A 24,083-nucleotide genomic window follows, 5' to 3' on the forward strand; every position below is an offset into this window, starting at 1 on the left:
GCGTGAGCACGGACGTGAACGTCGTGAGCGCTTCGTGTGCGCTGCGGTGAGCACCGCAAGCCAACTCCAGTGAATAGAGGCATGTTGATGGATCACGGACATTCACCGGGCGACAACGACATCGCGATCATCGGCATGGCCGGTCGATTCCCCGGTGCGACCGACATCGGGACGTTCTGGCGCAACATCAGCACCGGCGTCGAGTCGTTCACGCGGTTCTCCGACGAGGACCTGACCGGCGCGGGCGTCGACCCGGCCACCTTCCAGCAGCCGAACTACGTCAGGTCCCGGCCGATCCTCGATGACATCCGGGGGTTCGACGCCGGCTTCTTCGGCTACAACCCGCGCGAGGCCACTCTCGCAGACCCGCAGCAGCGCATCTTCCTGGAGTGCGTGTGGGAGGCCCTGGAGTCCGCCGGCTACGCGGCGCCCCAGGGCAGGGGCAGCGTCGGCGTGTTCGCCGGCATGAACATCAGCGGCTACCTGCTGACCCGGCTCAGGGCGTTCGAGATGGGCATCGACACCTCCGCCCTGATGATCGGCAACGACAAGGACTCGCTGGCCACGAACGTCTCCTTCCGGCTCGACCTGAACGGCCCCAGCGTGTCGGTGCAGACGTTCTGCTCCACGTCGCTGGTCGCGGTGCACCTGGCGAGCGAGAGCCTGCGCAGGGGCGAGTGCGACATGGCGCTGGCCGGTGGTGTGTCGGTGCGCATCCCGGACCGGATCGGCTATCTGTGGGAGGAGGGCGGCCAGGAGTCACCCGACGGGCACGTGCGCACCTTCGACGCCGAGGGCCGGGGCAGCATGTTCGGCGACGGGGCGGCCGTGGTGACGCTCAAGCGCCTGTCGGACGCGGTCAAAGACCGGGACACCGTGCTCGCCGTCATCCGCGCTTCGGCGATCAACAACGACGGCGCGATGAAGTTCAGCTATCTGGCGCCCAGCATCGACGGCCAGCGCCGCTGCGTGTCGGCGGCCCTGGCCAGGGCGGGCGTCGATCCGGCCGACGTCTCCTACGTCGAGGCGCACGGCACCGCCACCGAGGTCGGCGACCCGATGGAGGTGGCCGCGCTGACCCGCGCCTTCGGGGCGACCGAGCGCAGGCAGTACTGCGTGCTCGGCTCGATCAAACCGAACGTCGGCCACCTCGACAGGGCCTCCGGCGTGACCGGGCTGATCAAGGTGGTCCAGTCGCTGCGCCATGAGCTGATCCCCGGCACGCTGCATTACCGCTCCCCCAACCCGGAGATCGACTTCGAGGCCAGCCCCTTCCGCGTCACCGCCGAGCCGACGCCGTGGCCGCGCACCGGCGACCGGCCCCGCATCGCGGGCATCAGCTCCCTCGGCATGGGCGGCACGAACGCGCACGCGATCATCACCGAGGCCCCACAGCCCGCCGAGCGCCCGGCCCGCCCGCGCCGCTGGCAGATCCTGCCCGTGTCGGCGCGCTCGGCGGCGGCCGCCGAGCGTTCCTGCGCCCGGCTGGCCGAGCATCTGGAGAGCTCCGCCGACGACCTGGGAGACGTGGCCTACACGCTGCAGGCCGGGCGCAAGGTGTTCAACCATCGAAAGGTCGTCGTCGCCGACTCGACCGGCCAGGCCGCCGCCCTGCTCGCCGACCCCGCGGGGCCGCTGGGCCGTACGGACGCCACCGTGGGACGCCAGGTCGGCTTCCTGATCGCCGGGGTCGGCGAGCAGTATCCGGGCATGGTGGCCGGGCTCTACGCCGAGGACCCCGGCTTCAGGGCGGACGTCGACGAGTGCCTCGCCGTTCTCGGACTCACCGAGCCAGGGCAGCTGTCCGACGTGTTCACCCCCGCCGAGCGGACCTCGGACGGGGCGGGCGACCTGGCCAGGCTGATGGGGCGGGCCTGCGGGCAGGCGCCGCGCTCCATGACCGAGGCCCACCTGGTGCAGCCCGCCGTCTTCGTCGCCGAGTACGCGCTGGCGCGCCGGCTCATGCGGTGGGGCCTGCGGCCCGAGGTCATGATCGGTTACAGCCTGGGCGAGTACGTGGCGGCCTGCCTGGCGGGCGTGCTGTCGCTGCCCGACGCGCTGCGGCTGGTCGCCTACCGGGCCAAGCTCATCACCTCCCAGCCCGAGGGCGCGATGCTGGCCGTCTCCGCCAACGAGCGGCGGCTGACCGCGGTGCTGGGAGAGGAGGGCAGCCGTGACCTGGACGTCGCCGTCAGGACCGGCTCCCAGGTGGTGCTCGCGGGACCGGTGGCCGCGGTCGAGGCGGCGGCGGCCCGGCTGCTGGAAGCCAAGATCGGCCATCGGCGGCTGGAGACGACGCACGCCTTCCACTCGCGGATGCTCGCGCCGGTCGCCGGCGAGCTGACCACGTGGATCGCCGACAACATCACCCTGCGCCCGCCGTCCCTGCCGTACTTGAGCAACGTGACAGGGGCGCCCGCTACCGAGGAGCTCGTCACCGACCCCGGGTACTGGGCCAGGCACATGTGCGAGACCGTCGAGTTCGGCGCAGGGCTCGACCACGTGCTCGGCATCCCCGAGCTGGCCCTCGCCGAGATCGGCCCCGGCCAGTCGCTGGGCGCGCTGACCCGCGGGCACCCGGCCTGTGAGCGCGGCCGGTGGCCGCTCATCGTGACCACGCTGCCCGCTGCAGGCGACCCTCAGGACGCGGGCGCCGCGCTGGCGACGGCGGTGGCCAAGCTCTGGCTGACCGGCGTGCCGGTGGACTGGACGGCGCTGCACGACGACGGCGTCGGCTGGGCGCCCGGCCGCGTGCCGCTGCCCTCCTACCCGTTCGAGCACCAGGAGTACTGGCTGGAGATCGACGAGTCCGCGCTGGGCGGCGGAACGCCCGCCTTCGACGAGAGCGATCCCAAGAGCATCGCCAAGGCCTACCCCCGGCTGCCCGACACCCGCTGGATCCACGCGCCGCTCTGGCGCGAGACCACCCCGCGAGCGCCGATGCCGCAGGAGGCGGCCCGCTGGCTGGTCTACACCGACGCCGGGCTCGCCGACGAGCTGGCCGCGCCGCTGCTGGCGCACCTGGCGGCCACCGGCGGGGAGGCGGTGCTGATACGGCCAGGCGAGGCGTTCGCCAGCGGCCCCGACGGCATCCAGGTGCGGCCAGGCTCGCCGGAGGACGCCGTCGCGGCGCTGCGCGAGCTGACCGGCCGCGACTGGGTCCCCGAGCGGATCGTGCACCTGTGGAACGCCGACGGCGACCGGCCCGTCGAGGAGTGCCTGCGGCGCGGCCTGCACACGCTGGTCGCGTTCGCCCGCGCCTGCGGCGACCTGGGGTTGCACGGCTGGACCCTCGACATCGTCACCAGCGGCGCCCACCGCGTGCACCCCGGCGACCGCGTGCACGCCGCGAGCGGCACCCTGCTCGGCCCCACCCGCCTCATCCCCGTCGAGTACCCGAGGACGCGCACCCGGCTGATCGACCTCGGTCCCGGCTCCGTGACCCGCGGGCTGCTCGCCGAGCTGCGCGCGGAGCCCGCCGACCAGGTCGTCGCCCTGCGCGCCGGTCGGCGCTGGATCCCCGACTACGAGACGCTCGACGCCGCCGTCATCGAGCAGGCGCCGCCGGCGGCCCGGGTCCGCCAGGGCGGCGTCTACCTGGTGACCGGCGGGCTCGGCGGCATCGGGCTCGCGATGGCCGAGAGGCTGGCCGAGCAGTACCGGGCGCGGCTGGTGCTGCTCGGCCGCACGCCGGTGCCCGCCCGCGAGGAGTGGGCGTCGATCCTGGCCGGCGGGAACGCCGCGGGCGAGGTCCGCAGACGGCTGGAAGGGCTGCGCCGCCTGGAGGCGGCCGGTTCGGGCGTGGTCACCGTCGCGGGGGACGTCTCCCGCGCCGAGGACGTACGGCGAGCCGTGAACGCCGCGCTCGAGCACTTCGGCGAGCTCGACGGCGTCCTCCACTGCGCCGGTGTGCCGGCGGTGGGCCTCATGCAGTTCAAGACCGTCGCCGACATGGAGCGCGTGCTGGCGCCCAAGGTGGCCGGCACGCTGGCGCTGGCCGAGGTGCTGCGTGAGGTGCCGGTCGACTTCCTCGCCCTGTTCTCCTCCACGACGTCGGCGACGGGCGGCGGCGCGGGCCAGGTGGATTACTGCGCGGCCAACGCCTTCCTGGACTCCTTCGCGCTCAGCGACCCGCTGCCCGGCGTGACCGTCACCTCGATCGACTGGTGCGAGTGGACGTGGAACGGCTGGACCGACGGGCTCGACAACTACGACGAGGGCTCCCGGCAGTACTTCGAGTGGTACAGGGAGAACTTCGGCCTCACCTTCGACCAGGGCTGGCAGACGCTGCTGCGGGTGCTGGCCAGCGGCGAGCCGCACGTGGTGGCCTCCACCCAAGACTTCGCGCCGATGGTGGCGATGAGCCGCCGGTCGTCCATCGAGAGCCACCAGGCGACGGTGAAGAAGATCCGCGACGCCTTCGGCAGGCACCCGAGACCCGAGCTGTCGACCGCCTACGTCGAGCCGCAGTCACCCGCCGAGGAGGCCATCGCCGGGGTGTGGACCGAGGCGCTCGGCCTGGAGCAGGTCGGCGTGCACGACAACTTCTTCGAACTCGGCGGCAACTCGCTGCTCGGCATGGAGATCATCGCCGAGGTCAGGAAGGCGCTGGAGCTGTCCTACCTGCCGCCGCACATCCTCTACCAGGCCCCGACCATCGCCTCGCTGGCCGAGGCGGCCAAGGCGGGCCAGGAGGCGGGCGAACAGCCTGCCGAGGCCCGCGAGCAGCAGCGGTCCAGGATCGCGCAGCGGCGCAACATGCTCAGGAGCGGAAGGACGTCATGACCGGAACCGACTACGAGTCCGCGGTCGCGCTGATCGGCATGTCCGGGCGATTCCCGGGCGCCGCCGGCGTCGCTGAGCTGTGGGACAACCTGCTGGCGGGTGTCAAGGGCCTGCGTACGATCACCGAGGAGGAGCTGCGCGAGGCCGGGGTGAACCCCGGTGAGCTGGCCGATCCGCGCTACGTCCGCGTCGGCGGCCCGCTGGACGGTCTCGACCGGTTCGACGCCGGCGTGTTCGGCATCAATCCGCGCGAGGCCGAGACGATGGACCCGCAGCACCGGCTGTTCCTGGAGTGCTCGTGGGAGGCGCTGGAGGGCGCCGGCTACTGCCCGACGGACGTGCCCGGCCAGGTCGCCGTGTTCGGCGGCTGCGGCTTCCCCGACTACGTCGTGCAGAACATCCAGCACCTCACCTCCCAGCCGGGCGGCGCCATGCTGATGGCCATCGGCAACGAGCGCGACTCCCTGGCCTCCCTGGTCTCCTACAAGCTCGGGCTGCGCGGTCCCGCCGTCTCGGTGCAGACCTTCTGCTCGACCTCGCTGGTCGCCGTCCACCTGGCCTGCCAGAGCCTGCTCACCTACGAGTGCGACCTGGCCGTGGCCGGCGGCGCCTTCACCCCGCTCCCCCAGCCGTCCGGCTACCTGTACGAGCAGGGCGGCATCATGTCGCCGGACGGACGGGTGCGCAGCTTCGACGCCGAGGCGGGCGGCACGGTGATGGGCAGCGGGGGCCGGCGCGGTGGCGCTCAAGCGCATGTCCGACGCGATCGCCGACGGGGACGTCATCCACGCGGTCATCCTGGGATCGGCGGCCAACAACGACGGCCGCCTGCGCGCCGGCTACACCGCGCCCGGTGTCGACGGTCAGGCCGAGGTGATCGAGTCGGCGCTGGGCGTGGCCGGGGTCAAGCCCGAGACCGTCGGCTACGTCGAATGCCACGCGACCGGCACCATGCTGGGAGACTCGATCGAGCTGGCGGCGATGAGCCGGGTGTTCACCCAGGCCACGGAGACGCCGTGCGTGCTGGGATCGGTCAAGCCGAGCCTCGGGCACCTCGACCGCGCCTCCGGCGTCACGGGGCTGATGCGCGCCGCGCTCGTCCTCAAGCACGAGCTGCTGCCGGGCACGCCCGGCTACGCGACGCCCAACCCGGCGCTGGCGACGGCGCGTGACCGGTTCACCGTGCTGAGCGAGGACCGGCCGTGGCCTGCGGGCCCGCACCCGCGGCGGGCCGGGGTGAGCTCCTTCGGGCTCGGCGGCACCAACGCGCACGTGGTGATGGAGCAGGCGCCGCCCCGGCCGGTGCGGCCCGCCAGGCCCGGCCCGCACCTGCTGGTGTTCTCGGCAGCCGACGAGCAGGCCCTGTCCGACCTCACCGAGCGGCTCCGCCGGCACCTGGAGGAGGAGCGAGGCGCCGATCTCGCTGACGTGGCGTTCACCCTGCAGATGTCGCGGGGCGCCTTCGCGCTGCGCCGCGCGGTCGTCTGCAGGGACCGCGACGACGCGGTGGCCGCGCTGGCCGACCCGTCGCGCTGGATCGACGGCAAGACCCAGCGGCGCAACCCCAAGGTACGGCTGGCCGTGCCGGCGAACCTCCCGCCCGCCGGCGAGACCCGCGCTGACGGAGTGGCCGCCGCTGGTCCGCCGGACTCCTGGTGGGCGGAGCTGCACGCGGCGGTCGAGGCGGTGCTGCGTCCCGGCACGGCGACGGCTGGGGGTGCGGGCAGGGAGCAGGCGCTGAGCGCGCTGGCCGAGGGCCTGGCCGGGCTGGGCGTCCACCTGGTGGGCGAGGGTGACGCCGCGCAGGCCGAGGAGGTGCCGGTCGCGCCCGAGGAGGGCGCCGACGCCGCCACATGGCTGCTGTCCACCCTGGCCAGGCTCTGGCTGGCGGGCAGCGTCCTGGACTGGGCGAAGCTGCACGGCGGCGCGGGACTCCGCGTCGAGCTGCCGACCTACCCGTTCCAGCGGCGCAGGTTCTGGGTCAAGGCCACCGCCGGCCAGGCGCGCCCGCCGGCCGGGGAGGGCAAGAACTTCGACCGGTCGCAGTGGACCCACCTGCCGTCCTGGAGGCAGCGCCCGCTGCCCCTCGCCGACCTGGACGAGCGGCTGCGCGAGGCCGGCCCCTGGCTGGTGTTCACCGCGGACGAACGCGGCGAGGCGCTGGTCGAGCGGCTGAACCTGGCCGGCGCCGAGGTGACCGCGGTACGGGACGGTGACCGGTTCGAGCAGCACGACGACGGAGACTTCACCATCCGCTCGGGCAAGCCGGGCGACCTGGCCGAGCTGCTCTACTCGCTGGTGGTCAGCCCGCGCGCGATCGTGCACGGCTTCAGCCTCGCATCCGCCGAGCCGGCGCCCGGCGGCGACCCGGTGGCGCACTTCGCCGCGGAACAGGACCGCGGCTTCTACTCGGCGCTCGAGCTGGCCCGCGAGCTGGTCGACAACACCGGCTCGGCGCCCAGGGCCGAGCTGGTCCTGCTCACCTCCCTCGCGGTGAACGTCGCGGGGGCCGAGCTGCGCCACCCCGAGCACGCCACGCTGGCGGCGCTCGCGCCCAGCCTCCAGCAGGAGAACCCGCGGCTGCGCTGCCGCCACGTCGACCTCGACGCCACGGGCGCCACGGGCCCCGGCATGGCGGCGCTGGCGGAGGCGGTGCTGGCCGCGTCGGTCTGCGCGCACGAGGGCCCGATGGCCGTCCGCGCGGGTGAGACGTGGCTGCGCCGCTACGAGCCGTACCCCGTGGCCGAGCCTGACCCCGAGCGGCGGCCGTTCCGCGACGGCGACACGGTCCTCATCACCGGCGGGCTCGGCGACGTCGGGCTGGTGCTGGCACGCCACCTGGCCGACGCGTACGGCTGCCGCCTGGTGCTGACCGGCCGCTCCCCCCTGCCGCCCAGGGAGGGATGGGAGGCCTACCTGGCCGACGTGCCGCCCGGCGGGGAGCGGACCGCCCGGCACATCCGCAACATCCTCGACCTGGAGCGCCGGGGCGCCACCGTGCTCGCCCTGTCGGCCGACGTGGCCGACGAGGAGCGGATGCGCGCCGTCGTGTCGGAGGCGGTGGCCCGCTTCGGCGACATCGACGTGGTGGTGCACGGAGCGGGCGTGCAGGACGGCGCCTACTTCAACTTCGCCCACCTGATGGACCGGCCCCAGTGCGACGCCCACCTGGCCGCCAAGGTGACCGGCTTCCACGTCCTGCAGAAGGTGCTCGGCGACCGCTGCCCGGACCGCCGCATCACGCTGTCGTCCATCGCGGCCGTGCTCGGCGGCATGACGCTGGGGCCGTACGCGGCCGCCAACGCCGCCCTGGACGCCTACGTCCGCGTCGCCCGCACGCGCGGCGCCGGGCGGTGGGTCACGGTGGACTGGGACACCTGGAACATCGACCCTGACCGGGTCGCCGGCCACAGCGGCGCCGTCGTCGACTTCGCGATGACCCCGGGCGAGGGCGTGGACGTGTTCGAGCGGGCGCTGTCGGCCGCCGACCGCGCCGGCCACCTCGTCATCTCGACGGGCTCGCTCGACGCCCGGATCGCGCAGTGGGTCACCGGCGACATCCACGAGGCCGGCGACGACGATGACGACCGGGAGCGGCACCCTCGTCCCGAGCTGAACAACGCCTACGTGGAGCCGCGCGAAGGCACCGAGGCGACGCTGGCCGCGATCTGGTCCCGGGTGCTCGGCATCGATCCGATCGGCGCCCTGGACAACTTCTTCGAGCTCGGCGGCCACTCGCTGCTCGCGATCGAGCTCACCACCCGGATCCGCAGGGCGCTGGACGCGTCGGTGCCGGTGACCGGCCTGCTGGAGTGCCCGACGGTCCGCCAGCTCGCCGAGTTGCTCGACGTCCGCGACGACGAGGAGGAGTGAACCGCCGATGAAGCAGCCCGCGTACCTGAGGGCCGTGCAGGGGTTCGCCCGCCGCGAGCTGGCGGGCAAGGACGCCTATCTCGACTCGCTCGCCGACGCGCCGCTCCCCCTCTACGAGCGCTTCGCCGCCACCGGTCTGGCCAACTGGTGGCTGCCCAAGGAGATCGGCGGGCTCGGCCTCGGGCTCGAGGAGAGCGTGCGCATCACCGCCGAGCTGGCCTACGCCGACGCCGGGGTGGCGTTCACCCTGTTCATCCCGGTGCTGACCACGAGCATGGTGACGTGGTACGGCAGCGACGAGCTCAAGGAGCGCCACCTGGGCGAGCTCGTGTCCGGCAACGGCTTCTGCGCCACGCTGGGCAGCGAGCACGCCGCCGGCAGCGAGCTGGCCAGGATCACGACCACCGCCCGTCATGAGGGCGACACGATCGTCCTCGACGGGCAGAAGGCCTTCTCCACCAACACCGACTTCGCCCGCTTCCTCGTGGTGGTGGCCCGGGCGCAGGACGACCCGTCCGGGTACCTGGCCGTGCTGGTGCCGCGCGACACGCCGGGCGTCACCGTGGACAAGCGGTGGGACGTCATCGGGCTGCGCTCGTCGGCGACCTACCAGGTGTCGCTGTCCGGCGTGCGCGTCCCGAAGGGCAACGTGCTGCGCGGCAACGGGCTGCGCCTGCTGGAGGTGGGGCTGAACGCCAGCCGCATCCTCATCGCCGCCACGGCGCTCGGCGTCGCCCGCCGCGTGCGCGACGTGTGCATGGAGTACGGCGCGACCAAGACGGTGAAGGGCGCCCCGCTGACCGGCAACGCGGTGTTCGCCGGCCGGCTCGGCCAGTTCGAGATGGAGATCGAGGTCATGGCCAACCAGTGCACGGCCGCGGCGCGCGCCTACGACGCGATCGCCGCCCGGCCGGACGCGGGCGAGGAGTTCCTGCGCGTGGGGACGCTGAAGCAGGCGCTGACGGCCAAGATGTTCTGCGGCCAGACGGGGTGGCGCATCGCCTCGGCGGCCTCGGAGATGTTCGGCGGGCTCGGCTACACGCACGAGTCCGTCATCGGCAAGCTGCTGCGCGACATGCGCTACGTCTCGATCGTCGAGGGCGGTGACGACGTGCTGCGCGAGCTGGTGTTCAGCCGGTACGTGGTGCCGGTGTCGAAGCGGTCGTGACCAGGGCGGTCATGACCAGGGCAGTCGTGACCAGGGCGGCGGCGTAGCCGGGCGCGACGTCCAGCCAGCGGACGCGGCACTCGGGGAAGCGCGCGGAGCGCGACAGCACGGTGGCGTGCGTCGCGCTCCCTTCGCGTACGAGGACGTCACTCATCCCGGCCAGGCCCACGCCTGACGCCTTGACGTAGGCCTCCTTGGCGGTCCAGAGCCGGAAGAACCCCTCCGGTCCCGTGGCCCGCAGCCGGGCGACCTCCTCGGGCTGGTAGAAGCGCCGGGCCAGCGCCAGGTGGTCGAAGCGGGCGCGGACCTGCTCGACGTCCACCCCCACGCGGGCGCCCGGCGGCGCGGTCGCCACCAGGGCCCACGCACCGGAGTGCGACAGGTTGAAATCGGGCACCGGCCGCCGGCCCAGGGGCAGCAGGCACGGACGGCCTGAGCCGTCGCGGCCGAAGCCGAGCCGGTCCGCGGGCACGCCGCACAGCCCGCCGAGCACCGTGCGCAGGGCGGCGTGCGCCACCACGTAGCGGCGCCGTTCGACCGGGTCGGCGAAGGCCAGCGCCCGCTCGCGCTCGGCGCAGGACAGCAGGCGCCACCCGCGGCGGGCGCCCGCCCTGTCCAGGTCCACCCGCCACACCCGCACACCCGCGGCGTCCGCCGGATCCGGCCGGACGCGTGAGACCCGCGACGCGAAGAGCGCCCGCCGGTGCCTCACACCCACGGGAGCAGCGCCTGGGCGAGCAGCCGCTGGGTGCGCGCCGCCTGCTCGAACACCGCGAAGTGCCCGCCGTCGAACGGGTGCAGCGCGAAGGGTGCCGTGGTCTGGTCACGCCAGCGGGCCACCTTCGCGGGCGCGACGCGCGGGTCCGAGGCGCTCGGGAGCGCGGAGATCGGCACGTCGAGCGGCGGCTCCTCCCGGTAGAGGTAGGTCTCCTTGACGGTGAAGTCGGCCTGCACGGCGGGCAGGATCATCTCCAGCGCGTCCGGATCGGCCAGCAGCCACTCGGGGGTGCCGCCGAGCCGCCGCAGCAGGGCGACCACCTCCGCCCTGGTCATACCCGACACCGGCGGTCCAGGCTCGTAGGTGACGTGCGGGGCGTCGGCTCCCGAGACGAACAGGTGCACAGGCTCGGGCCCGCCCCGCCGCCGGACCTCCCGGACCAGCTCGAAGGCCACCAGCGCGCCCAGGCTGTGCCCGTACAGGGCGTAGCGGCGGCCGGCCGACGACAGCTCCACGTCGGCGAGCACCACGTCGGCCAGGTCCGAGGCCAGCTCGGACATGTGCAGGTAGGGCGGTTCCTTGTGCCGGCCCTCCCTGCCGGGCGGCTGCACGGGCTGGACGGCGACGCCCGGTAGCTTGCGCTGCCACATGCGGAACGCGGAGGCGGCGCCGCCGGCGTGCGGCAGGCAGTAGAGCGGCAGCGCCCCCGGCTCGGCGCCGGTCAGGGTCCTGAACGGCAGCCACCGGACGAGGACGTCGTCGTCGGTCAGGTCATGGACGGTCATGGTCGGTCCCTCATTCGGCGATGTCGAGCTTCACGTAGGAGGGCGGCGGCTGGACGGCGCTCAGGTCGGCCTCCAGCACCACGTGGGCGCCGTCCCTGCTCACCTCCCTGAACCCGGCGAAGGCGTAGGTGATCTGCATCATGCGGTTGCGGCCCGTCTCCACGAAGTCGGCCCGCACGGCGACGCCCGCCTCGGCGGCCAGCCGCATGATGTGGTTGAGCAGCACCATCCCCACGCCGCGCGACATCACCCTGCACGACATCAGCATCATGCACAGCCGCCAGGCGTCCTCGCCCTTCTCCACCAGCGCCAGCCCGATCTTGCCGTAGCTGCCGAACATGTCGGTGAGGGAGGCGACGAGAAGCAGGTGATCGGGCGACTCGCGCAGCGCGTCGAGCTCGTCGTAGGAGTAGGTGCGGCCGGTGGAGTTGAGCTGGTTGGTGCGGACCGTGAGCTCCTCGGCCCGCTGCAGGTCCTCCCTGCGGGCGGGCGCGATGGTGAAGGTCATGCCGAGGCCGGCCAGGAACTCCTCGTTGGTGCCGACGAACTCCTGCTCCAGCTCCTCCCTGGCGATCTGGCCGCGGTACATGGCGCGCCGCTGCGCCGACTCGTCGGTGACGAACCTGGGCCGGAACTCGGGCCTGGTCAGCGCCTCCTCCAGCTCCAGGATGTCGACGCAGGTCACCTCCGGAGCCTGGTGGGCCACCTCGGCCCGCTCGAACTCCTGGTCGTCGACGAAGGCTAAGGCGTCCAGGCCGAGGTTGAGCGCCTTGGCGATGGTCCTGATCGAGTCGGACTTGGCGTTCCAGTTGATCTGCGGGTGCAGGAACATCTCCTCCAGCCCGAGCTCGCGCAGCTTCTCCATGGCCGCGTCGCGATCGTTCTTGCTGGCGATGGAGTGGAGCACGCCCTTGCGGTCCAGCTCGTGGATGCGCTCCACGACGTCGGGCCGCACGCTGACCTCGCCGTCCTCCAGCAGCACCCCGTTCCACAGCGTGTTGTCGAGGTCCCACACGATGCACTTGATGCGGCCGCGCGCGGGCTTGGCGGGAAGCGCGTCGGGCCGCTCGGTGGTCACGGTCATCTGGTCGTCTCCCGTTCTGCCTGGCCCGCGATGGTGATCCGCTGGACCTCGTTGCTGCCTTCGATGATCTCCATCACCTTGGCGTCGCGGTAGAAGCGCGCCACCGGGGAGCCCGGCGCGCAGCCGTTCGCGCCGTGGATCTGAACAGCCTCGGAGGCGTGCCTGGCCGCCGCGGTGGAGGCGAAGTACTTCGCCACCCAGGTCGCCATGATCGTGGCGGACTCCCCTGCGTCCTTGAGCCGGCCCGCCTGCGCGACCAGCAGCCGGGCCGCGCGCGCGTCGGTCACCATGTCGGAGAGCTTGGCCTGGATCAGCGGCAGCTCCGCCAGCGGGCGGCCGCCCACCTCCCGGCGAGCGGCGTAGCTCGCGGACGCCTCCAGGCACGCCTGGAGGATGCCGAGGGAGCCGGCCGCCACGCTGTAGCGGCCGAGGTCGAGGGTGCCGGTCAGGACCATGCCGGCGGTGAAGCCGCTCGGTCCGAGCAGCGCGTCGGGGCCGAGGGCCACGTCCGTGAAGGAGATCTCCGCCAGCATGGAGGCGCGGGTGCCGAGCATGTCGTCGATCGGCAGGACCTCCACCCCGGGAGTGTCCTTCGGCACGAGGAACGCGCCGATGCTGGTGGGGGTACGGGCGAAGACGAGGAACACGTCGGCCCGCTGGCCGCCGGTCGTCCACTTCTTCACGCCGTTGATCACCCAGCCGGCGCCCGTCGGGGTGGCGGTGGTGGTGATGCCTGCGGCGTCGCTGCCGGCGCCGGGCTCCGACAGGCAGAACGCGCCGAGCGTGTCTCCTCGCCCGAGCGCCGCCGTCCATCGCTCGCGCTGCTCGGGGGTGCCCCAGCGCTGCACGGTCCACGAGACCATGGTGTGCACGGTGAGCAGGCTGCGCAGCGACGAGCAGCCGCGGCCCACCTCCTCGTGGATCTCGCCGAGGGTGACCATGTCCATCCCCGCGCCGCCCGAGTCCGGCGGCAGGAACGGCGCCCACAGCCCGGCCTCGGCGACCCGCCGCAGCAGTTCCTCGGGAACGCGGCCGCTCCTGTCGTAGGCGTCGGCGTACGGCACGACGTGGGTGTCGACGAAGGCGCGGGCCGAGCGCCGGTCGGTGACGGGTCCGGTGCCCGCCGCGGTGGCGGGCACCGTGCCGGTGAGGGTCACGCGACGGCCAGGTCGGGCGCGAGCCTGGACACCAGCCCGGACATGGCGTCGGCGGTGCGGAAGTTGTCGATGCGCAGCTCCTCGTTGGGGATGGTGACCTCGAACGTCTTCTCGACGAACATCACCAGCTCCATGGCGAACAGCGAGTTGACGAAGCCGAGCGCGAAGATGTCCTGCGACTCGTCGATCTCAGCCTGCGGGTACCTGCCGCGGATGAAGTCGAGGATCTGGCCCTTGGCGGTGGTGGACATGCGTGACTCCTTCAGTTCTGCGTGTCGTAGGTGTAGAAGCCGCGCCCGGACTTGCGTCCGTGCAGCCCTGCGTCGGTCATCTGCTTCAGCAGCGGGCAGGGGCGGTACTTGCTGTCGGCGTAGTGCTCGTAGAGCACCTCGACGCTGTAGAGGATGGTGTCGACACCGATCAGGTCGGCGGTCTCCAGCGGGCCCATCGGATGGCCGAAGCAGCTGCGGAAGACCTCGTCCACCGACTCGGCGTCGGCCACGCCCTCGTGCACCAGGTAGGCGGCCTCGTTGACGGTCAGCATCAGCACCCGGTTGGAGACGAAGCCGCACGAGTCCTTGACGTCGATGGCCTTCTTGCCCATGGCGGCCAGCAGGTCCCTGGTGCGCTGGACGGTGTCCTGTGAGGTGTGGAAGCCGGGGATCAGCTCCACGGCGGGCTTGGCGGGGACGGGGTTCATGAAGTGCACGCCGATCACCTTGTCGGGCCGCCGGGTGACGGCCGCGACCTTGGTGATGGGGATGGCGGAGGTGTTGACGACGAAGACGGTGCCGGGGCCGCACTCGGCGTCGAGCGTCTCGTACACCTCCCGCTTGACGTCCCAGTTCTCCGTCACGTTCTCGATGACGAGGTCGGCCTTGGCCGCGCCGGCGGCGCCGACCGCGGTGGTGATCCTGGACAGCACCTCGTCGGGGTCCAGGGCCGGGCCGCCCATGAGGCGGCTCATCCTGGCGTTGCGGCCGATCGTGGCCAGCGCCTCCCGCAGGACACGCTCGTCCTTGTCGACCAGGACCACGTCGTGGCCGGTCTGGGCGAGGTTCTGGGCAACGCCGACGCCCATCACGCCGGCGCCGATTACGCCGATCACGGTCATGTGCGCTCCGTTCCGCTCATCGTGGTTCCTTCTGTGGATGTGGTGTCACCGGCCGCGTCTGCGGGCGGCGGAGGCTTCGAGCCCGGATCTGCGCAGCTGGGCGCGTACCTGGCTGCCGCCTGGGTCGGCGGCCGCGGGCGTCGCGCCGGAGGCGAGCGCCTCGGCGGTGCGGGCGAGCGCGGCCACGGTCGGGGCCTCGTAGAGGATGTGCGGCGGCAGCTCGTCCAGCTCGAACGCGCGGCGCACCGCGGCCACGATCGTGACGCCGAGCAGGGAGTTGCCGCCGAGTTCGAAGAAGTTGTCGAGCACGCCGACGCGCTCAAGGCGCAGCGACTCCCCCCAGATCGCGGCGATGGCCTCCTCGGTGGGGCCGGCCGGTTCCTGGTAGGGGGTGAGCAGTTCGGGACGGGGGTGCCGCTCGCCGCCGCCGCCTCCCAGCCCCGGCGAGGTCACCGCCTCCAGCGTGAACCGGGCGCTGCCGGCCACCAGGGTGGGGAAGTCCTGGGTGGAGACGACGACGCGCGGCTCTCCGGTGGCCAGGGCGCGCAGCAGAGAGCGCCAGCCGTCGTCGAACCCGATGCCGATGCGAGCCCGGTTGTCGCGGAAGAAGTCGCGCAGCGCCTCCTCGTACCCCTCGAGCCCGGCCTCCCAGGCGTTCCAGGTCCACTCGCCCCAGCCGACGGCGACCACGCGGCGGCCGGTGGCCGCGAGCCGGCAGGCGTAGGCGTCGAGGTAGGCGTTGGCGGCGCAGTAGTCGACCTGGCCTGGGCCGCCGCCGGTGGCGGAGGTGATCGAGGAGAACAGGGCGAGGAAGTCGAGCTCGATCTCGTCGGGGCGGCCGAGGCGCAGCGCCTCGGCGATCGCGAGCGTGCCGCCGACCTTGGGGGCGAGCACCTCGTCGAGCTCCTCGGCACGCTTGAACTGCATGAGCCCCATGGCGGGCACCCCGGCGGCGTGCAGGACGCCGTGCAGCGCGCCGAAGCGGTCCAGGGCCGCCTCCACGGCGCGGCGCACGTCCGCGGCCCGTGCCGTGTCGCCGGTGACGATCTCGACCTCGGCGCCCAGCTCGATCAGTCCTGCGACCTGGGCCACGCGCCGCCTGGTCGTCTCCGTGGCCGCCTGCCGGCCGTCCAGGATGGCGGCCCACTCCGCGCGGGGCGGCAGGCCGTTCCTGGCCAGCAGCACGAGCCGGGCACGGCGCTCGCGCGCCAGATGCTCGGCCAGGCCGAGGGCGATGCCGCCGAGCCCGCCGGTGATCAGATACACGCCGCCGTCCCGCAGCGGCTCCGGGGTGGCGGGGACGGGCATCGGGTCGTAGCCGGGCAGCCAGCGCCGGCCGCGGCGCAGCGCCACCGTGCGGTCGCCATGCGGACGGGCCAGCTCGGCGGCCAGCGCGTCCAGGTCCGCGGCGGCCGGCTCGCCCGGCAGGTCGATGAGGCGGGTGGTCACACCCGGGTACTCCAGCGGGATCACCAGGCAGGGGCCGGTCAGTGTGGCACCGGAGGGGTCGGTCACCTCCTCGCCCAGCACCTGCTGGGTGCCGGAGACGGCCACGTCGAGCGACCAGCCGCCGATGCCCGACTCGCCGGCGGCGCGGGCGAGCGCGACGAGCGTGTGCAGGCCGCGGGCGACGGTGAGGTCGTGCGGCCCAGGCTCCAGCGTCCACAGGTGGACGACCCGCTCCAGGGGGCGGCCGGCGGCGCGCAGGTCGCGCAGCAGGGCGAGCGCGTCGGCGACGCTGCCCGGCCTGATGGTGTGGCCGTGGGGGGTGACGGTGTAGGCGTCGCCCGGCCGTACCAGGGTGACGGCGGCACCGGTGGCGCTCAGCCGCCGCGCGGCCTCGTCGGCGAGGCCGTCGCGGGTGAGGACCAGCCAGGAGCCGGGCTGCCCCGCGGCGGGCGCGGGGGCCGCGGTCTGCCGCCACACGGGCAGGTAGAGCCACTCGTCCTCGGGCAGCTTGGGCAGGCCGGCGACGGCCTCGAACAGGTCCTCGGGCTCGGCTGCGGCCTGCGCGCGGCGGGCGGGCGGGTCGATCCAGTGGCGCTGTCGCTGGAAGGGGTAGGTGGGCAGCGGGATGCGGCCGGGCAGCCCGCCGGCGGCGGCGTCCGGGGCCCTGCCGTGGTAGGCGTCCCAGTCGAGGGTGACGCCGGACAGCCAGAGCCGCGCCAGGCAGCCGGCCAGCGCCTCGTCCCCGGGGGTGGCGTCGCTCGCGGCGGGCATCGTGTGCGTGATCAGCGGCCACCGCTCCGGCGGGCAGCCGGCGCCGCGCACCAGCGCGCCGAGCGACTGGCCCGGCCCGATCTCCACGACGGCCAGCTCGGGGTCGGTCAGCAGCCGGTCGGCGCCGTCGGCGAACCGCACGGTCGCGCACATGTGCCGGGCCCAGTAGCCGGGGTCGCACACCAGCTCGGCGTCCGCGACGCCGCCGGTGACGTTGGAGATGTACGGCATGGCGGGCGGGTTGAGCGTGACGTTGGCCTTGATCCACTGGGTGAGGTCGTGGGCCGCGGGCTCCAGCATGCGGGAGTGGAAGGCGTGGGTGGTCTCCAGGGGCCGGCAGGGGATCTCGGCGGCGCGCAGCTCGGCGGCCAGGGCGGCGACGGGCTCGGCGGGACCGGCGACGACGGTGATCTGGGGGCCGTTGACCGCGGCGACGTCGAGGCCGCGCTCCTCCAGCCGGAAGCGGCGGCTCAGCGCGGCGGCGGGCATCGAGACGGCGAGCATCGACCCTGCGGGCAGGCCCGCGATGAGCCGCGCCCGGTAGGCGACCAGGGCGACGGCGTCCTCGAGGGAGAGCACGCCCGCCAGGCAGGCCGCGACGTACTCGCCGAGGCTGTACCCGAGCATGATCTCCGGCCGCGCGCCCCACGCCATGAGGGTGCGTGCCAGCGCGTACTCCACGGCGAACATCGCGGGCTGCGCGACCTCGGTCCGCGCCAGGGCCGCGGCCCGCTCGTCGCGGGTGCCGTCGCGGCCCAGCAGGGCGGCCAGGCCGGGGCCGGCGGCGCGGGCTCTGGTCAGCAGGGCGGCGACGTCCTCGAGGTCCACGACCTCCTCCAGCAGGTGCAGGCATTCATCGAGCGCCTGGCGGAAGGCCGGTTCGTGCCGGTGCAGGTCGGCGGCGAGCCCGGGGTACTGCTCGCCGACCCCGGCGAGCAGGAAGGCGACCTTGCGGCCCTGGACGGTGTCCACCCGGCTGAGCAGGCCGGTGCCGCCGTCCAGCGCGGCGGCGGCTGCGCCGGTGTCGGCGGCAACCAGCGCGCGCCGGTGCTCGAACGTCTTCCGTCCGGCCTGCAGGGTGTAGGCCACGTCCGCGAGCCGCGTGTCCGGCTCGGCGGCCAGGTGGCGGCCGAGGCGGCGGCACGCCTCGTCCGCGGCGGCGGCGCCGCGGGCCGAGATCGGCAGCACCTGGTGGCGGCGGACGGGTGGCGGCGCGTCGGGGCGGGCGGGCGGCTCCTCGATCACCATGTGCACGTTGGTGCCGCCCATGCCGAGCGAGTTGAGTCCCGCGATGCGCGGACGGCCGTCGCGGGTCCGCCACGGCGACAGCTCGGTGTTGACGTAGAAGGGGCCGGACTCGAAGTCGATCTCCGGGTTGGGGCTGGTGTAGTGCAGGCTGGCCGGGATCACGCCCTCGCGCAGCGCGAACGCGGTCTTGATCAGGCCGCTCGCCCCCGCCGCGCGGTCGAGGTGGCCGACGTTGGTCTTGACCGAGCCGATCGCGCAGTACCGGTTGTCGCGGGTGGGCCCGAAGGCGCGGGTGAGCGCCGCCACCTCGATCGGGTCGCCCAGCTCGGTGGCGGTGCCGTGCGCCTCGACGTAGCTGATGTCCTCGCCGGTGACGCCGGCGTCGGCCATCGCGTCGGCGATCACCCGGGACTGGCCGACGACGCTCGGCGCGGTGTAGCCGACCTTCATGGCGCCGTCGTTGTTCATGGCCGAGCCGCGGATCACCCCCCAGATGTGGTCGCCGTCGCGCAGCGCGTCGGGCAGGCGCTTGAGCAGGACGGCGGCGGCGCCGTCGCCGAACATGCTGCCCTTGGCCCGGGCGTCGAAGGTGCGCACGTGCCCGTCGGGCGACTCCTGCCCGCCCGGCCCGTACAGGTGGCCCACGCGGTCAGGCACGCGGATGGAGACGCCGCCGGCCAGGGCGAGCTCGCACTCCCCGTTGCGCAGGCTCTGCACCGCCAGGTGCGCGGCGACCAGCGAGGTGGAGCAGAACGTCTGCACCGCGACGCTGGGCCCGTGCAGGTCGAGCAGGTAGGAGACGGTGGTGGGCAGGGCGTCCTTGTCATTGCCCATGATCACTTCGAAGTCGGTGAAGCCCTTCTGGCCCCCGCCGAGCAGGTGGTCGGTCATCCTGAGCAGGTAGGTGCTGATGTTGGCGCCGCCGAACACGCCGACCCGGCCCCGGTGCTCGGGTGCCGCGTAGCCGGCCTGCTCCAGGGCCTCCCAGCAGACCTCCAGGAAGGCCCGCTGCTGCGGGTCGGTGATCGCGGCCATGCGCGGGCTCATGCCGAAGAACGTGGCGTCGAAGCCGCCGACGTCGTCGAGCACCGGCCTGGCGGGCACGTAGGCGGGGTCGCGCACCTGCGCGGGGTCCGCCCCGGCGGCGATCAGCTCCTCCTCGGAGAAGAACGTGATCGACTCGACGCCGTCCCGGAGGTTCCGCCAGAACGCGGACACGTCGGGGGCGCCGGGAAAACGGCCGGCCATGCCGACGATCGCGATCCGCCGGTCGTCGTCGGCGCGCTCGGTGACATGGACGGGCGCCGCCCTGACGGGCTGCCGGACGGGCTGCCTGACGGGCTGGGGGGCGCTTTCGCCGCGCCGCTCGTCGAGGGCGGCGGCCAGCGTCTGCACGGTGGGCGCCTCGAACAGGGTCACGGTCGGCACCGCGATGCCGTGGCGCTTCTTCACCAGCGCCAGCATCTGCAGCGCCACCAGGGAGTTGCCGCCCAGGTCGAAGAAGTTGTCACGGGTGCCGACCGGCTCGACGCCGAGCACCTCCGACCAGAGCCCGGCGAGGTCGCGCTCGGACTGCGAGGTCGGCGCCGCGTAGGGCTGGGGCAGCTCGGGCCGCGGAAACCGGTCGGCGCCTCCCGCTGCGGACCCCGCTGCGGCCTGCCCGCCCGGCAGCGCGAGCATCGCCCTGGGGAGGCGGTCGTCCAGGCCGCCCGCGGCCACGACGACGTGGGGGCGGCCTGCGGCCCGCAGCCGGTCGAAGGCGGCCAGCGCCTCGTCGGCGGTCATGGAGTGGGCGGCCATGGCCGCGCCGAACCCGCCCTCGATGCGGTCGAGCGTCACCGACCAGGTGTCCCAGCTCGCGGCCGTCCACGGGGCGGGCCCTTCGTGGTGGCGGTGGGCGAGCGCGGTCAGCGCCGCGTTGGCGGCGGCGTAGCTGCCGAAGGTGATGCCGCCGAGCAACGCGGAGGTGGAGGAGAACAGCACGCAGAAGTCGGGCGCGAGGTCCGTCTCGGCGAGGGCCCGCTCCAGCGTCAGGGCGCCGGTGACCTTGGCGTCGAAGTGCCTGGCGACGCCATCCCCTTCGAGGTCGCGCAGCGGGCTGAAGGTGTCGGGAGTGGTCACGGCGGCGGCGTGCACGACGCCGTCCAGGCGGCTCTCCCCTGCGAGCAGCGCGCGTACGGCTGCGGCGTCCGTGACGTCCACCCTGGGCGTGCTGACCTCGACGCCCAGCTCGCGCAGCGCGTCCACGGCCACGCGGCGCGGATGCCCCTCGTCGTCGGGCACGCCGCCCCTGCTCAGCAGGATCAGGCGGCCTGCGCCCTTCCTGGCCAGGTGCCCGGCCAGCAGCAGGCCGACGTCCCCGAGCCCGCCGGTGACGAGATACGTCCCGCCAGCCCGGACCGGCGCCCCGCCTGGCCCGGACGCGGGCTCGGCGGGGGTGTAGGCGCGGATCAGGCGGGATCCTTCGCGGTAGGCGACGAAGACGTCACCGGACGGGTGGCGCACCTCCGCGGCGAGCGCGCCTGCCACCTCGGCGGCGTCCGCGCCGGGTGCCACGTCGACGGTGGCGCAGTCGAGGTTCAGGTACTCCTGGTTGGCGACCATGGGGAGCGTGGCGGCGGCGGCCTGCCCGGGATCGGGGCGCTCGCCGGCGGAGACGGCCTGGCCGCCCCGCGTGACGAGGAGGACGCGGGCGGAGTCGGCGCCCGCCTCGCCCCAGGCGGCGAGCAGCCGCGCCACGGGAGGCAGCGTGTCCCTGCCGTCACCGTCTTCCGGACGGTCGAGCAGGCGCAGGTCGACCACGGTGACGCCCGCGGAGGTGGTGAGGCGCTCTGCCAGGGCGGCGTGGTCGGCGGGTGAGGCGGGGTCGATGGTGAAGCCGCCCGGTGTCTCGGTGAAGGCGTTCCCGCCGGTGACGGTGATGACCTCGGTGCCCGCGGCGCGCAACGCCCGGGCCAGCGCCTCACCGGCCCCCGCGTCGTCGGGCAGGATGACGCAGCGCGCGATCTGCCGTCCGGCGTCCGCGGGCGCGCCGGGTGTCCACCGGGGGGCCATCAGCGTCACGTGAGCGGCCCGCGAAGCGCCGTCTCCGGCCCCGCCCCTGGCGGACGCGTCCTCCCCCGCCCGCCCGTTCGAGGGGATGGGCTCGCCGACGGAGGGAGCGGTGTCGCGGGCGAGCGCGCCGCCGGGGAGGGCGGCTGCGCCGCCTCCTGGGGGGTTCACCCAGAAGCGCTCGCGCTGGAAGGGATACGTGGGCAGGCCGACCTTGGCGACGGGGCGGTCCTGGCGGTAGCCGGTCCAGTCGATGGGGACGCCCGCCAGCCAGAGCCGCCCCGCCGCCTCGGCGAGCACGGCCTGGGCGGGGCGGGGGTCGCTCGCGCCGGGCATGGACGCCACGATGAGCGGCCAGCGCTCCGGCGGGCAGTCGGCGTGGCCGCGCGCCATCGCGCCCAGCGACTGGCCGGGCCCGATCTCCAGGAGCGCGGGCTCGCCCTCCTGCCGCAGGAGGGTGCGCAGCACGTCGTGGAAGCGGACGGGCGCGCACATGTGCTCGGCCCAGTAGGCCGGGTCGGTGACCTGCTCGGCGACGGCCGGCTCGCCCGTGACGTTGGACACGTACGGCACGCGCGGCGCGTGCAGCGGCACGTTGGCGGCGATCCACGAGGTGAGCCTTTCGCGGAGCGGCTCCATCATGGCGGAGTGGAAGGCGTGCGTGGTGGCCAGCGGCCGGCACGGCACCGCCTCGGCCTCCAGGAGCGCCCTGACGGCGGCGATGCCCTGCGGCTCGCCGGACAGCACGGTGAGCTCGGGCCCGCTGATCGCGCCGACGCCGACACCGGTGATGCCGGCGCGTTCGATGCGCTCCAGCACGTCCGCGGCGGCCAGCGGCACCGCGGCCATGGCCCCCGCGGGCAGCTCGTCGATGAGGCGGGCGCGGTGGGTGACGAGGGCGAGCGCCGATTCCAGGGAGAGCACGCCGGCCAGGCAGGCGGCCACGTACTCGCCGAGGCTGTATCCGGCCAGCATCGCCGGCTGGATCCCCCAGGACTGGACGAGCCTGGCGAGCGCGTACTCGACCGCGAACAGGGCGGGCTGCAGCACGCCGGTCGGGGTCGCGGCGGCGGGCTCGGGCGCGCGGCCGAACAGCGCGCCGAGCGTGCCGTCCGCCGGGGGCGTCCTGGGGGCGAGCATCTCGGCGAGCGGGTCGGCGCCGCCCATGAGCCTGCGCAGCTGCGCGCGGCAGTCGTCGAGCACCTCGCGGTAGACCGGCTCGCTGACGTACAGGTCGGCGGCCATGCCGGGGTACTGCTCGCCGGTGCCCGCGATGAGGAAGGCGACGGGCCGGTCGGTGCGGCTCTCGGCGCGGCCGAGCACGGTCGCGCCCGCCAGCCCCACGGCGGCCTCGGCGGTGGAGGAGGCGACCAGCAGCCTGCGGTGTCCGAACTGCTGCCGCCCGGCCTGCAGCGTGTGGGCCACATCGGCCAGCCGGTGCTCGCGCCCGTCGCCCGCGAGGTGGCCGGCGAGCCGGGCGGCCATCTCGTCGGCGGCCGCGGCCGTGCGCGCCGACCAGATCAGCGGTTCCGGGCGCGGTCTCTCCTCGGTCCTGGGCACCAGCGGCGCCTCCTCCAGCACCACGTGGGCGTTGGTGCCGCCGATGCCGAACGCGCTCACCCCTGCCCTGCGGATGCGGCCGGCCTCGCGCGGCCAGCTTCGCAGCCTGGTGACCACGTCGAGCCTGGCCTCACCGGTGCCGAGCTGCGGGTTCGGCTCCGACAGGTTGAGCGTGGGCGGGATCTCGTCGTGGCGCAGGGCGAGCGCGGCCTTGATCAGGTTGGTCACGCCCGCGGCCCGGTCCAGGTGGCCGACGTTGGGTTTGACGGAGCCGATCAGCAGCGACTGACCGCCGTAGACCTGCTGGAGCGCGGCCAGCTCGGCGGCGTCGCCGAGCGCGGTGCCCGTGCCGTGCGCCTCGATGTAGTCGATGTCGGCGGGCGAGAGGTCGGCGCTGGCCAGCGCCTCGGCCATGACGGCGGCCTGCCCCTGCACGCCTGGCGCGGTGAAGCCGACCTTGCGCCCGCCGTCGTTGTTGACCGCCCAGCCGCGGATGACCGCGTAGATCTGGTCGCCGTCGGCGAGCGCGTCCTCCAGCCGCCGCAGGGCGACGACGCCGACGCCGCTGCCGAGCGGGCTGCCGAGGCCGCGCGCGTCGAAGGCGCGGCACCTGCCGTCCGGCGGCGCGATGCCGCCCTGCTGGTACAGGTAGCCGACCCGCTGCGGCACGTTGACCGCGACGCCGCCGGCCAGGGCCAGGTCGCACTCGTAGCCCGCCAGGCTCGAGGCGCCGGCGCACACGGCGACGAGCGAGGTGGAGCAGTAGCTCTGCACGCCGTAGCTGGGGCCCGACAGGCCGATCGTGTGCGCCACCCGGGTGGTGAGCGAGTCCTTGTCGTTGGCCAGGCCGACGGCGAGGTCGCCCATGACGGCGGTGATGCCGCTGGGCAGCAGGTTGTTCTGCATGTAGGAGCTGTGGGCGCAACCGCCGAACACGCCGATGGCGCCGTCGAAGCGCTTGGGGTCGCAGCCCGCGTCCTCCAGCGCCGCCCAGCTGTGCTCCAGGAACAGCCGGTGCTGCGGGTCGAGGATCTGGGCCTCCTTGGGGCTGAAGCCGAAGAAGGCCGCGTCGAACTCCTCGACGCCGTCGATGACCGGCGCGGCCTTCACGTACGCGGGGTCGTCCACGAGTTCGGCGGGGACGCCCGCGGCCCGCAGTTCCTCGTCGGTGAAACGGGTGATCCCTGAGGCACCCGCGCGGATGGCCGACCAGAGCTCGGCGACGCCTGACGCCCCGGGGAAGCGGCCGGACATGCCGACGATCGCGATGTCGGTGCCAGGGCCGTCGATGTCGTCGATCACGTCTACCGTCCTCATGTC

The 24,083-nt window shown here is 73.9% G+C and carries 10 protein-coding genes and 1 pseudogene; 4 read left to right on the plus strand and 7 right to left on the minus strand.

The features are described from left to right. Window positions 1-81: 81 nt before the first annotated feature. The 4 genes and pseudogenes from FHR33_RS05350 (at window position 82) to FHR33_RS05365 (ending at window position 9,826) form a co-directional block, all read left to right on the plus strand. Entirely contained in the window at window positions 82-4,785 is a 4,704-nt protein-coding gene (locus tag FHR33_RS05350) for a type I polyketide synthase (protein WP_183644324.1), read from the plus strand. Further along, window positions 4,782-5,501, plus strand: a pseudogene (locus FHR33_RS49820) (beta-ketoacyl synthase N-terminal-like domain-containing protein); the annotation flags it as partial. The gene FHR33_RS05350 and the pseudogene FHR33_RS49820, both read left to right, overlap by 4 nt. Before the next feature lie 37 nt (window positions 5,502-5,538). After that, on the plus strand, window positions 5,539-8,658 hold the full coding sequence (locus FHR33_RS48970; protein WP_221240947.1) for an SDR family NAD(P)-dependent oxidoreductase: 3,120 nt from the start codon (window positions 5,539-5,541) through the stop codon (window positions 8,656-8,658). A 7-nt stretch (window positions 8,659-8,665) separates the two neighbouring features. Further along, window positions 8,666-9,826: an acyl-CoA dehydrogenase family protein gene (locus FHR33_RS05365; RefSeq protein ID WP_183644327.1), complete on the plus strand. Its 1,161-nt coding sequence runs from the start codon at window positions 8,666-8,668 to the stop codon at window positions 9,824-9,826. Here the strand turns inward: FHR33_RS05365 and FHR33_RS52445 are convergent. From FHR33_RS52445 to FHR33_RS05400, 7 genes are read right to left on the minus strand one after another with little or no spacing between them, the layout of a single operon-like run. Next, the gene (locus FHR33_RS52445) at window positions 9,789-10,544 is read right to left on the minus strand and encodes a 4'-phosphopantetheinyl transferase family protein (RefSeq protein WP_183644330.1); all 756 of its coding nucleotides are present in this window, start codon (window positions 10,542-10,544) and stop codon (window positions 9,789-9,791) included. The two genes, FHR33_RS05365 and FHR33_RS52445, sit on opposite strands and share 38 nt — an antisense overlap. Continuing rightward, entirely contained in the window at window positions 10,535-11,329 is a 795-nt protein-coding gene (locus FHR33_RS05375; RefSeq protein WP_183644332.1) for a thioesterase II family protein, read from the minus strand. The genes FHR33_RS52445 and FHR33_RS05375 overlap by 10 nt, the downstream gene beginning before the upstream one ends. Window positions 11,330-11,339: 10 nt before the next feature. Continuing rightward, window positions 11,340-12,413, minus strand: a complete 1,074-nt coding sequence (locus FHR33_RS05380) for an HAD-IIIC family phosphatase (protein WP_183644335.1) — start codon at window positions 12,411-12,413, stop codon at window positions 11,340-11,342. Then, on the minus strand, window positions 12,410-13,570 hold the full coding sequence (locus FHR33_RS52450) for an acyl-CoA dehydrogenase family protein (RefSeq protein ID WP_312895374.1): 1,161 nt from the start codon (window positions 13,568-13,570) through the stop codon (window positions 12,410-12,412). The genes FHR33_RS05380 and FHR33_RS52450 overlap by 4 nt, the downstream gene beginning before the upstream one ends. Further along, the gene (locus FHR33_RS05390) at window positions 13,567-13,821 is read right to left on the minus strand and encodes an acyl carrier protein (protein ID WP_183644338.1); all 255 of its coding nucleotides are present in this window, start codon (window positions 13,819-13,821) and stop codon (window positions 13,567-13,569) included. Before FHR33_RS05390 ends, FHR33_RS52450 begins: the two co-directional genes overlap by 4 nt. A gap of 11 nt (window positions 13,822-13,832) precedes the next feature. Next, window positions 13,833-14,684 carry a 3-hydroxyacyl-CoA dehydrogenase family protein gene (locus FHR33_RS05395; RefSeq protein WP_183644341.1) on the minus strand — a complete coding sequence of 284 codons (852 nt, stop codon included), beginning with the start codon at window positions 14,682-14,684 and terminating at the stop codon, window positions 13,833-13,835. A 45-nt stretch (window positions 14,685-14,729) separates the two neighbouring features. Further along, window positions 14,730-24,080: a type I polyketide synthase gene (locus FHR33_RS05400; protein WP_183644344.1), complete on the minus strand. Its 9,351-nt coding sequence runs from the start codon at window positions 24,078-24,080 to the stop codon at window positions 14,730-14,732. Between the last annotated feature and the right edge of the window lie 3 nt (window positions 24,081-24,083).

Origin of the sequence: Nonomuraea dietziae (genome assembly GCF_014195505.1) — a bacterium.
Taxonomy (GTDB): Bacteria; Actinomycetota; Actinomycetes; order Streptosporangiales; family Streptosporangiaceae; genus Nonomuraea; species Nonomuraea roseola.